At 73.5% G+C, this 11,589-nt stretch carries 10 protein-coding genes; 2 read left to right on the forward strand and 8 right to left on the reverse strand.

The window, feature by feature from the left end; translation table 11 throughout:
• Positions 1–233: 233 nt before the first annotated feature.
• The 6 genes from cobT to AB0E77_RS13940 form a co-directional block, all read right to left on the reverse strand.
• The gene (gene cobT, locus AB0E77_RS13915; protein WP_361569562.1) at positions 234–3,833 is read right to left on the reverse strand and encodes a nicotinate-nucleotide--dimethylbenzimidazole phosphoribosyltransferase; all 3,600 of its coding nucleotides are present in this window, start codon (positions 3,831–3,833) and stop codon (positions 234–236) included.
• 394 nt (positions 3,834–4,227) lie between these two features.
• A complete protein-coding gene (gene cbiE, locus AB0E77_RS13920; RefSeq protein ID WP_361569563.1) occupies positions 4,228–5,454 on the reverse strand; it encodes a precorrin-6y C5,15-methyltransferase (decarboxylating) subunit CbiE in 1,227 nt (408 codons plus the stop codon).
• Between the two features lie 118 nt (positions 5,455–5,572).
• A complete protein-coding gene (locus AB0E77_RS13925; RefSeq protein WP_361569565.1) occupies positions 5,573–6,211 on the reverse strand; it encodes a GNAT family N-acetyltransferase in 639 nt (212 codons plus the stop codon).
• 143 nt (positions 6,212–6,354) lie between these two features.
• Positions 6,355–7,182, reverse strand: a complete 828-nt coding sequence (locus AB0E77_RS13930; protein WP_361569567.1) for a MetQ/NlpA family ABC transporter substrate-binding protein — start codon at positions 7,180–7,182, stop codon at positions 6,355–6,357.
• A 77-nt stretch (positions 7,183–7,259) separates the two neighbouring features.
• Positions 7,260–7,997, reverse strand: a complete 738-nt coding sequence (locus tag AB0E77_RS13935; protein ID WP_361569569.1) for a methionine ABC transporter permease — start codon at positions 7,995–7,997, stop codon at positions 7,260–7,262.
• The gene (locus AB0E77_RS13940) at positions 7,994–9,031 is read right to left on the reverse strand and encodes an ATP-binding cassette domain-containing protein (RefSeq protein WP_361569571.1); all 1,038 of its coding nucleotides are present in this window, start codon (positions 9,029–9,031) and stop codon (positions 7,994–7,996) included. The genes AB0E77_RS13935 and AB0E77_RS13940 overlap by 4 nt, the downstream gene beginning before the upstream one ends.
• Positions 9,032–9,670: 639 nt before the next feature.
• Here AB0E77_RS13940 and AB0E77_RS13945 point away from each other — a divergent pair.
• A complete protein-coding gene (locus AB0E77_RS13945; protein WP_361569572.1) occupies positions 9,671–10,030 on the forward strand; it encodes a hypothetical protein in 360 nt (119 codons plus the stop codon).
• A 1-nt stretch (position 10,031) separates the two neighbouring features.
• Positions 10,032–10,460, forward strand: a complete 429-nt coding sequence (locus AB0E77_RS13950) for a hypothetical protein (RefSeq protein WP_361569573.1) — start codon at positions 10,032–10,034, stop codon at positions 10,458–10,460.
• A gap of 31 nt (positions 10,461–10,491) precedes the next feature.
• Here the strand turns inward: AB0E77_RS13950 and AB0E77_RS13955 are convergent, their stop codons facing one another.
• Positions 10,492–10,989 (reverse strand): GNAT family N-acetyltransferase, encoded by a 498-nt coding sequence (locus AB0E77_RS13955; protein ID WP_361569648.1) that lies wholly within the window; start codon positions 10,987–10,989, stop codon positions 10,492–10,494.
• Between the two features lie 57 nt (positions 10,990–11,046).
• Positions 11,047–11,541, reverse strand: coding sequence for a sigma-70 family RNA polymerase sigma factor (locus AB0E77_RS13960; RefSeq protein ID WP_361569574.1), 495 nt, complete (start codon positions 11,539–11,541; stop codon positions 11,047–11,049).
• Positions 11,542–11,589 lie beyond the last annotated feature (48 nt).

The raw sequence follows: 11,589 nt of genomic DNA on the forward strand, positions 1-11,589 counted from the left end.
GCTCCTCTTGCGGCGGTGGCGCTGACGTGCGGATTTTATGGCGGGGCGGGCCCTGGGGCCCAGGCGGTCCGGTGGATGGACGGCTGGTCCGGCGGCTGGACGCGGCCGCCGGGCGGGGCTGCGGGGTTGCGGAGCACGGCAGCCCGGCGGGGGCCCGGCACCGTGGTCCCGGGCCCCGCGTCGTGCTTCGTGCTTCGTGCTTCGTGCTTCGTGCTTCGTACGTCGAGCAGCCGCTACTTCTCGGTGACGCCCGCCGAGTCGAAGGTCGCCACCTCGTGCATGGCCCGTGCCGTGCTCTGCACCATCGGCAGGGCGAGCAGCGCGCCGGTGCCCTCGCCGAGGCGGAGGTCGAGGTCGACCAGGGGGCGCAGGCCCAGCTTGTTGAGCGCGGCGACATGGCCGGGCTCGGCGCTGCGGTGACCGGCGATGCAGGCGGCGAGGACCTCGGGGGCGATCGCGCGGGCGACCAGTGCGGCGGCGCCGGCGCTGACGCCGTCCAGGATCACCGGGGTGCGCAGCGAGGCGCCGCCGAGCAGCAGGCCGACCATGGCCGCGTGCTCGAAGCCGCCGATCGCCGCGAGCACGCCGATGGGGTCGGCCGGGTCCGGCTGGTGGAGTTCCAGCGCGCGGCGCACGACCTCCGTCTTGCGGGCCAGCGTCTCGTCGTTGATGCCGGTGCCGCGGCCGGTGACCTCGGCGGGGTCGGCGCCCGTGAACACCGAGATCAGGGCGGCGGACGCGGTGGTGTTCGCGATGCCCATCTCGCCGGTGAGCAGCGCCTTGTTGCCGGCCGCCACCAGGTCGCGGGCCGTCTCGATGCCGACCTCGATGGCCTGCGCGGCCTCCTCGCGGGTCATCGCGGGGCCGGTGGTCATGTCGGAGGTGCCCGCGCGGACCTTGCGGGGCAGCAGACCCGGTGTGGCCGGCAGGTCGGCGGCGACACCGACGTCCACGACGCAGACCTCGGCGCCGACCTGGGCCGCGAAGGCGTTGCACACCGCTCCCCCGCCCAGGAAGTTGGCCACCATCTGGGCGGTGACCTCCTGCGGCCACGGCGTGACGCCCTGGGCGTGCACCCCGTGGTCACCGGCGAAGACGGCGACGGCCGCGGGCTCCGGGATGGGCGGCGGGCACTGGCGGGACAGCCCGGACAGCTGCGCGGAGATGATCTCCAGCATGCCGAGCGCGCCGGCCGGCTTGGTCATCCGCTTCTGCCGCTCCCAGGCCTCGCCGAGCGCCTTGGCGTCCAGCGGGCGGATCTGCGCGACGGTCTCCGCGAGCAGGTCGTGCGGGGCCTCGCCGGGCAGGGCGCGACGGCCGTACGTCTCCTCGTGGACGACCCAGGACAGCGGGCGGCGCTTGGACCAGCCGGCCTGCATCAGCTCGGGCTCGTCCGGGAACTCGTCGACGTACCCGACGCACAGGTAGGCGACGACCTCCAGGTGTTCGGGCAGGCCGAGGGCGCGGACCATCTCGCGCTCGTCGAAGAAGCTGACCCAGCCGACGCCGAGGCCCTCGGCGCGGGCGGCGAGCCAGAGGTTCTCGACGGCGAGCGCGGAGGAGTACGGCGCCATCTGCGGCTGGGTGTGCCGGCCGAGGGTGTGCCGGCCGCCGCGGGTGGGGTCGGCGGTGACGACGATGTTGACCGGGGTGTCGAGGATGGCCTCGATCTTCAGTTCCTTGAACTGCTTGGCCCGGCCCTTGGGCAGCGACTTCGCGTAGGCCTCGCGCTGACGCGTGGCCAGTTCGTGCATCGCGCGCCGGGTGTCGGCGGAGCGGATGACGACGAAGTCCCAGGGCTGCGAGTGGCCGACGGAGGGCGCGGTGTGGGCGGCCTCGAGGACGCGGAGCAGCACCTCGTGCGGGATGGGGTCGGAGCGGAAGCCGTTGCGGATGTCCCGGCGTTCCCGCATGACCTTGAGGACGGCCTCGCGTTCGGCGTCGTCGTAGGCGGGCGCGGCCGGGCCGGCGGGCTGTCGTACGTCTGCCTCTGTGGCCGTGCTCACGTGCGGGTCTTCCTGGTCATCCTGTCCGGCGTCCCGGGTGTCCAGGTCGTCGGCGTTCTGTACGAGTCCGGCGTCGGCCTCGCGCGGGGCGGGGACGTCGGCGACGGCGTCCCGGGCCGGCGCGTCCAGCGCCTCCGCGGGGAGGACGAGGGGCTCGGGCGGGGTCGGGGCGAGGTGCGGGGTGGTGGGCACCTGGCCGCCGTCCACCGGCACGAACCGGCCCACCGGCTGGTCCGGCACGGACTGGGGGCCCTGGGCCGGCTGCGGGACCTCCGGGTGGGGCTGCGCGGGATGGTCCTGCACGGCGGCGGCCTCCTCGGCCTTCTCGGCGACGGCCGTCACGGGGGCGGCCGTCGGGTCCGCCGGTGCCACCGGGGACGGTTCGGGCACGGCGGGCGCCTGGACGTTCTCGGGGGCGGGCTCGCCGGCGGGCCCGGACTGCGGCGCGGGGGACGGCTCGGCGTCCGCGGTCGGGGCGACGTGCTCGGCGACTGCCTCGGCGGGGGCGGCCGGCTCGGCGGGGCTGGCGGGTTCGGCCGGCGGGGCCTGCTCGGGCACCTCGGCGAGCGGGGCCGGCTCCACGGACGGAGTCTGCTCCACGGCCCGGGGCGCGGGGGCTTCCGTCGGCTCGGTGACGGTCCCGGGCTCCTCGGCCACGGGCGGTTCGGCGACGCCCGGGGCGGGCGCGGGCGTCTCGACCACCGGCGTGGGCTCGGGCGCGGGCACCTCGGAGGCCGGTGCGTCGGCATCCGGCGCGGGCTCGGCGGGAGCAGGCTCGGTGATGCCGGGCTGAGCCTCGCCGGTCTCCCGCGCGGACACCGCCTCGGCGGTCTCGCCGGCCACCGGACCCGGCGCGGCCTCGGCCACCGGCTCGGCCACGGCCTCGGCGACCGGCACGGACTCGGCGACGACCGGCTCGGGCGCCGGCGCGGACTCGGGCAGAGCGGCCTCAGGGACAGGTGCCGACGGGGGCGCCTGCGCCTCTACGACGGCCGCGGGCTCAGCGGCCGGCGCGGAATCGGACGCGGGCGCCTCGACGGCAGGCGCGGCAGGCTCGTGCGCGGCGGCCTCTGCGGACACATCGCCGGCCCCGGGGACACCATCGTTCTCCGCAGCACCCTCAGCCTCGGCAGCGCCCTCGGTCTCGGAGGCCCCAACCGCCCCGGTCTCGTCCGGCGCCGGGACGCCGCCGGTCGCCGCCACGGCCTCCGTCGCCACACGGGCGACGAGCGCCTGGGCCGCGCCCACCGGCTCGGGACGCTGATCCGGTACCGGAACAACCGTTTCCGCAGCCGGCGCCCCGGCGCCCGACGGGGCCGTCTGGGCACCCCAGGGCGCCGCCGGCTGCGGCGGCATCGCCGCGGCCTGCGGGACGTCGAGGTACTCGGGGCCGACGGTCGGCGGGCCGGCGTGCCGCACCGGCACGGCGGCGGGGCCCCGGTCGGCGAGTGAGCGCACGGGACTGGCGGAGGTGTCGGGGATCGGCGGGCCGAGGTGCAGGGGCCGGCGCGGCGGGACCGGGGCGGCCACGGGCTCCGCGGGCGGTTCCGGCAGGCGGACGCCGCCGAGGTCGACCGAACCGCTGTCGCGGCCGGACAGTTCGTGCGGGCCCGGCTGGTGCACGGTCTCGACGACCGGCTCCGGCGCGGGCGGTGCGACCTCGTTGCCCCAGGCGCTCTGGGCGCCGGGCAGCAGCAGGAGATCCTCGTCCTCGGCGGTGGTCTCGGAGAGGTAGGTGTACGCGCCGGGTGCGGGGACGCCCGGCTGCTCCACCATGCCTGCGTTCTCCGGCAGCCCCTCGCCCGGGATCTGGCCGGTGTCGGTCATGCGTAACCCCTCGCCCATCGGTTAGTGCTTCTACGACCAGCTCACCCGGGACGGCGCACCGACCGCCCCGTAGTGAAGAACGAGCGTGCGTGCCCAGCGGCACGAACGACTCGCCGGAAAAGACGACAAAGCCATTGAGTGGCATTGTCGCGGTCGTTCCCCCGTCACGACAGCTTGATCCGCGACGGCCCGCTGTGGACTGCGCCACGTTGCGCGTCCTCCGGTTCTGCCGTACCACACACCACCCAAAACTGGCGGGTTTTCAGGACATTGGACGACGAAGCGTCCGGTGTCCCGGCGCGGTACAACAATCCGCCAGCCTACCCCGCGCGGTACGACGATCCGATCACGGGGCGCGGTCGGGGAGGCCGGCCCGCCGCCCGGCCGCCACCCCTCAACGATGAGCTTCGCGCCGAGTGATTTCCCCGGTGAGCAGGAACGCAACGCTCCGCTCCGTCTCCGTCCAGGCGCGGGTGTCGAGTCCGACGGACTGGAGCAGGGCGCACTCGACGCGGTAACCGTGCTCCGAGAGGTCCCTGCCCACGAGTTCGGCCGCGTCGCGGGTGGCGGCGTGGGCGACGATGCGCTGCGGCCGGCGGTCGGCGACCGCGGAGACGACGGCCGCTCCCCCGCCGCCGACACGGACGACGTCCGGTTCGGGCAGGTTCTCCAGGACGTGCGGGGCGGTGCCGTGCACGGTCTGGACCTGGACGCCGAAGTGCCGTGCGGTGGCCTCGGTGCGGGCGCAGGCGTCCCGGTCCCGGTCGACGGCGATGACGGCGGCGCCGCCGCGCGCTGCCTCGGTGGCGAAGGCTCCGCTGCCGCAGCCGATGTCCCAGACGAGGTCGCCGAGGCGCGGTCCGAGCCGGGCGAGCTGGGCCGTACGCAGCAGTTCGGTCTCGCCCTCGCCGAGTTCGCCGCCGTAGGCGTCGGCGGGCAGCGACCAGCCACGCGGTCCGCCGGCGGGATCGCGGCCGGCGATCCAGCCGCCCCCGTCGGGCGCGGTGCCGGGGCCGGTGACGCCGCCGACGACGATGACCACGTTCGGGTCGCGCCAGGTGTGGTCGGCGGCCTTGTCGGAGGTGACGACGGTGACCTGCTCGCGGGAGGTGCCGAGTTCCTCGCAGATGACGAAGGTGCGGTGGATGCCCTCCATCAGGAGACCGAGTTCGGCGGGGCCGGCGCCCGGGGAGGTGAGGACCGCGACCTTGGTGTGGGCCCGGCACACGTTCACCGCGCGTCGCAGCGTACGGGGGTGGGCGACGACCACCTGGGCGTCGTCCCAGGGCATGCCCGCCCGGGCGAAGGCGGCGGCCACGGAGGAGACGGCCGGATCGACCTCGACCTCCAGGCCGAACTCGGGGGCGCGCAGGGTGCGTACGACGCCGAAGAAGCCGGGGTCGCCGTCGGCGAGGACGACGGCCGTTCCCCGGTGGGCGGCGATGCGGCGGGCGGCGAGGGCGACGCTGCCGAGCCGGATGCGTTCGGCGGCGGGCGGCACCTCGGGGAGGGCGAGGTGGTGTGCGGCGCCGGCCACCAGCGTGGCGGCGCCCAGGGCTGCGCGTGCCGCGGCGGTCAGCGGCGAACCGTCCCAGCCGATCACCGTGACCCGGTCGGCCATCGTCGTCAGTCTCCAGGGGTCTTCGCAGGTCGTGGGCGCGGATTTCCGCTCGGGGCGGGCTCCGTGAGCGTACCTGGTGCGGCCTGGGGCGTGGTCGTGACGCCGCCGGTTCCCCAGGTCAGTTCCAGTCGGTGAAGGCGGTGAAACCGTCGCTGTCGGCCAGTTGCTCGGCCGCGCCCTCGATGTCCTCGGGCAGCAGGCTCCACACGATGAAGTCGGTGCGGACGTCGGTCCAGGTGCCGTCCTCGGTGCGCATACGCGCTATGCAGGCGTTGCGCAGGACCCCTTCGCTGATGCAGCCGATCTTCTGTGCGACCTGCTGGGAGGCGGTGTTGTCGGCGGCGGTGCGCAGCTCGATGCGCTCGAGCTTCTGGTCGCCGAAGAGCCACTGGGCGGTGGCGAGCGCCGCCTCGGAGGCGTAGCCCTCGCCGCGGGCCCAGGGGGCGATGATGTACGACAGCTCGGTGGAGCGTACGTGCCAGTTGGTCTTGGTCAGCTGGACGATGCCGACCAGCCGCTGGGTGAGGAACTCGGTGACGGCGAGGTCGAGTCCGCGGCCGGCGGTGCGTTCGGCGGGGGCGTACTCGGTGATCCAGGTGCGGGCGCCGTCCTCGGTGAAGGGCTGCGGGACGTGGGTCCACGCGGCGACCTGCTCGTCGTTCATCATCGCCGCGAGGGCGGGGACGTCGTCCTCGTCGAGGGGGCGCAGCACCAACCGCTCCGTGCTGATGGAGATGCTGGGGAAGGTGCTCGTCATGCGCCGCTCCGTAACCTGTGTGACCGTCAGGGCCTGCTGAACTGCCCAGCATGCAGTATGAAAGCACTCGGCCGCACCACGGGGTCCACTCCTTCGCGAGCGGACCCCGTGGTGCGGCCGGAGGCCGGGTGAGCGGTGGGCGGTCAGAAGGAGGGGAGCACGGCGCCGGCGTACTTGTCCTCGATGAACTTCTTCACCTCGGGCGAGGTGAGGAGCTTCGCGAGCTTCTTGACACGCGGGTCGTTCTCCTGGCCCTCCTTGACGGCGAGCAGGTTGTTGTTCGGGTTGTTCTTGGCGGTCTCCAGGACGAGGGCGTCCTTCGCGGGCTTCAAGTCGGCGCCGATGGCGTAGTTGCCGTTGACCACGGCCGCGTCCACGTCGTCCAGGGCGCGGGGGGTCTGGGCCGCCTCCAGCTCCTTGAACTCGAGGTTCTTCGGGTTGTCGGTGATGTCCGCCGGGGTCGCCGAGGTGCCGACGCCGTCCTTCAGCGTGATGATCTTGTTGGCCGCGAGCAGCTGGAGGGCGCGGCCCTCGTTGACGGTGTCGTTGGGGACGGCGACGGTCGCACCGCTCTTCAGGTCGTCGGCCTTCTTGACCTTGTGGGAGTAGAGGCCGAGGGGCTCCAGGTGCACGTCGACGACAGGCACGATGTGGGTGCCGCGCTTCTGGTTGAAGTCGTCGAGGTACGGCTTGGTCTGGAAGAAGTTGGCGCCGACCGAGCCGTCCTCCGTGGAGGTGTTCGGCGTGACGTAGTCGGAGACCTCCTTGACCTCGAGGTCGAGGCCCGCCTTCTCCGCCAGGTTGTCCTTGACGAAGTTGAGGATCTCGGCGTGCGGGGTCGGGCTGGCGGCGACGACGAGCGGGCCGGAGGTGTCGGTGGCGGCGTCCTTGTCCGAGCCGCAGGCGGAGAGCCCGAGGGTGAGGGCTCCGGCGGCGAGGACGGCGGTGGTGATCTTGGCGGTGTTACGCACGAAAAGTGCCTTTCCTGAGGTGGTGCGACCCCGTCTCGGGTACGTACGGGGAGTCATTGGGGGCGGGGCGGGGTGCGTCAGGCGACCTTGCCGACGTCGGCCGACGCGGGCTCCTTGGCCTTGAGCAGCCGGAGCCGGGGTGCGGCGCCTCCGCGTCCGCCGCGGCGGTGCAGGGTGCGGGCCGCGTAGTCGCCGGCGAACTGGATGAGCGAGATGGCGACGGCTAGGAGCGCCACGGTGATCCACATGAAGGCGGGCTCGAAGCGCTGGTAGCCGTAGCGGACGGCGAGGTCGCCGAGGCCGCCGCCGCCGACGGTGCCGGCCATGGCCGAGTAGCCGATGAGGGCGATGATCGTGGTCGTGGTGCCGGCGATCAGCGACGGGAGCGCCTCGGGGACCAGGACCTTGCGGACGATGGTCCAGGTGTTGCCGCCCATGGACTGGACGGCCTCGACCAGCCCTCCGTCGACCTCGCGGACGGACGTCTCGACGAGCCGTGCGAAGAAGGGGATGCCGCCGATGGCGAGCGGCACGATCGCGGCCTCGCTGCCGATGGTGGTGCCGGTGACCCAGCGGGTGAAGCTCATCAGCGCGACCATGAGGATGATGAACGGCATCGAGCGGCCGATGTTCACGATCTGACCGATGACCTTGTTCACCACGACGTTCTGGAGCAGGCCGCCCTTGTCGGTGAGGACGAGCAGGACACCGAGCGGGAGTCCCGCGACGACGGCGACCAGGGTGGACCAGCCGACCATGATCAGGGTCTCCCAGGAGGCCTGCTCCAGCAGGGGCTGCATCTCGGACCAGGTCACTTGGCACCTTCCTTCACCAGCACGGACGGTTCCTGGTTCACCACGTCGATCTGCAGGCCCTGTTCGCGCAGGAAGCCGACGGGCACGACGTTGTCCTCGTAGCGGCCCGGGAGTTCGATGCGCATCCGGCCGATCTGGAGGCCGCCCACGGTGTCGATGGCGGCGCCGAGGATCGATATGTCGATGTTGTAGGTGCGGGACAGCTGGGAGATGACGGGCTGCGTGGCGGCCTCTCCGTGGAAGGTGACGTCGAGGACGGTGCGGTCCTCCGCCGACGCCTCACCGCCGACCGGGAAGAGGGCGGAGGCCAGCTCGGACCCCGGGGTGGCCAGCAGCTCACCGACGGTGCCGGACTCCACGATGCGGCCCCGGTCCATGAGGGCGGCCGAGTCGCAGACGCTCTTGACGACGTCCATCTCGTGGGTGATGAGCAGGACGGTCAGGCCCAGCTCGCGGTTGAGGTCGCGCAGCAGCTGGAGGATGGAGCGGGTGGTCTCCGGGTCGAGGGCGCTGGTGGCCTCGTCGGACAACAGCACCTTGGGGTCGCCGGCCAGGGCGCGGGCGATGCCGACGCGCTGCTTCTGGCCGCCGGAGAGCTGGGCCGGGTAGGACCTGGCCTTGTCGGCGAGACCGACCAGGTCGAGCAGTTCCAGCGCCTTGCGGGAACGTTCCTTCCCTGACCTGCCGAGGATCTCCAGCGGCAGCTCGACGTTGTCCTGCACGGTCCGCGTGGACAGCAGGTTGAAGTGCTGGAAGACCATGCCGATCCGGCTGCGCGCCTGCCGCAGCTCCCGGCCGGCGCGGGGGCCGCGGCCGGCCAGCGCGGTGAGGTCCTGGCCGGCGACGGTGACCGTGCCGGAGGTGGGGCGCTCCAGGAGGTTGACGCAGCGGATGAGCGAGGACTTGCCGGCGCCGGACTGGCCGATGACGCCGAACACCTCGCCCTCGCGGACGTGCAGGTCGACGCCGTCCAGGGCGGTGACCTCGCGGCCGCGTGAGCGGTAGACCTTGGTGAGGCCCGATGTGGTGATCACGTGGGTTTCCGTCACTGTCGAGTGCGCGGCGCGGGTGTGGGCGCCGGGCACGGGGGCGTTGTTCTTCGGGGTTCTCGGGGGACCTTCGGAACGCGGCACGGTTCTCGCGGTGGCGATGACCGCCGGCGGCGGATTCGGGGAGAACGTGCGCGGGGCGTGGCTCGGTCGCCTGCGCGGGGCACGGCGGCGGACACGAACCGGCTCTCGCTTCGGGGCGCGAGGCTCAGGTGGTGCAGGGGCCCTCTAGAAGGCGCACATTCGGCACATACAACGAGCACCGGGCGTCGTCGTCGCCTCGGTCGCAGGGGTGCGGTCGCTCGTGGTGCTCATGCCGATCAGTAAAGCAGACCAGCGCTTCCGAGCGGACGCCGTTGTCCGGATGCTGGACATCGGTGGACGGTGAGCGGACGCCGCGGACGCGGCGCGGTGGCGGGCGCGGGCCCCGGTTCGGCCGTCGGTGACCAGTGCGGACGGCGCCGAGCGGCCGTCGCCGCCGGGCCGGCGTGGAGCCCGGCGGCGCGGTGGGGTGTGGCCAACGCCACGGCGGCCCCGTCGGCCGCCGTCCCCGGGCCCCGCGCGCGGGCGTCACGGGCGGGGCCGGGCGCGGCGGGCCTCGGGAGGCGTAATAGGGTCGCTGCCATGCTTGACGTCCTGACGCTGGTGACCGGGGTCGCCGCGCTGCTGCTCGCCGCCTGGTGCGGCTGGGCGGCCTACCGTGACCAGCCGACGAAGGACTGGCACTTCATCGGCATGGCCGTGGTCTCGTTGCTGGCGCTGATCCAGTTGGTCGTCGGGATCGTGCAGCTGGCCCGGGGCGAGAAGCCGGAGCAGGGCACGACGATCTTCGTGGCGTATCTGCTGGGCGCCTTCGCCTGCGTGCCGGCGGCGGGGTTCATGTCGCTGGCCGAGCGGACCCGCTGGGGCTCGGTGACGGTCGCGGCCGGCGGTGTGGTCCTGGCCGTTCTGCAGGTGCGGCTGTATGACATCTGGGGAGGCTGAGATGGCGGCGACCGAAGAGGAGCCGGCCCGCACGCGGCTGATCGGCGGGCCCGGGATCCTGCTGGTGTGGCTGTACGGGGTGATGGTCGTCGGCGCCGTGTCGCGGTCCGCGTACCAGATCGCCACCGACTTCGACCGGGCCCCGGTCGCCTACACGCTGTCGGCCGTCGCCGGCGTCGTCTACGGCTTCATCACGTACACCCTGGTCCGCGGTGGGGAGACCGCCCGCAGGGCGGCGCAGGTGTGCTGCGCCGCCGAGCTGGTGGGTGTGCTGGCCGTGGGCACGTGGACGCTGGCGGAGCCGTCGGCCTTCCCCGACGCGACGGTGTGGTCGGACTTCGGGATGGGCTACGTCTTCATCCCGGTGCTCCTGCCGCTGTCCGCGCTGTACTGGCTGCGGAAGGGCTTCCGCCGCGGGGACGCCGCCTGAGGGTGCCGGGCGGCGCCGGCCCGCCGGCGGTTCACGCCGTCGTCGCGTAGACCTCCGCCGGCTTCTCCAGGATGATCATCAGGACGCCGTCCGCGCCCTCGGCCGTCCCCACCGTCTCGTAGCCGACCCGCCGGTACAGGCGCAGGTTGCTCTCGCTGCGGTGCCCGGTGTGCAGCCGGAAGCGCTTGGCGCCGCGCTCCCCGGCGAGGGCGGACTCCGCGGCGCGCAGCAGGCGGGCGCCGATGCCGTGGCCCTGGAGGCGCGGGTGGACGCAGAGCTTGCCGATGGACGCCGCGCCGTCCTCGGTCACCCGGCCGCGGACCGAGCCGACGATCTCGTCGCCGAGCCGCGCCACGAAGACGCAGTCGCCGACGACCTCTTGACGCACGGAGTCCAGGGTCTGGACGAGGGGGTCGATGCGGTAGTTGCCGTACAGCGCCGCCTCGCTCTGGAAGCAGAGGTACTGCAGCCGGAAGATCTGCTCGGCATCCTGCTCGGTCGCCGCCGAGATGGTCACGCTCATGCCCATGTGCGCATGCCTCCCGCTCACCTGATCACCTGTGGTCCCCCACTCCTATCCCCGTCCTCAGCGGGCCGCAACCTCCGGCGTCAGCAATCGCCGAAGACATCCCAGACATCTGGAGCGTTCCGGGCCAAGACTGCCCTGTGAGATACCCAACTCCCCCGCGATCTCCCGGTATGTGAGGTCCCTCGGGGACAGCAGGGCCTCCATCAGACGGGGACAGCGGCCGGGCAGCCGGCGCACCGCGTCGCGCACCGCGCGGTGGCGGGCCGAGGCGAGGGCGAGCTGCTCGGGCCGGCGTTCGGCTGCGTCGGCCGGTTCGGTCTCGTAGGGCCGCTCGGCACGGGTGGTGCGGCGGGTGCGGCGGGCCTCGCTGCGGACGGCGCTGCGCAGCCAGCGGTGGGGGTCTCGGGGCGGGCCGTCGGCCTCCAGGCGTTCCAGGAGGCGCAGCCACACCGCCTGTTCCAGGTCCGCGGGCTCGGCGCCGGTGGCATATGCCTCGGCCGAGGCCTCGGCGGTGAGGAGGGGGCGCAGGGAAGTGACCAGGTCGTGCGTCATATGCGGTGCGACGCGGCCGCCCGGGCGGTGGTTGCCCCGGACGGCCGG

It is taken from the genome of Streptomyces sp. NPDC032940 (genome assembly GCF_040636935.1).
Lineage (GTDB): Bacteria > Actinomycetota > Actinomycetes > Streptomycetales > Streptomycetaceae > Streptomyces.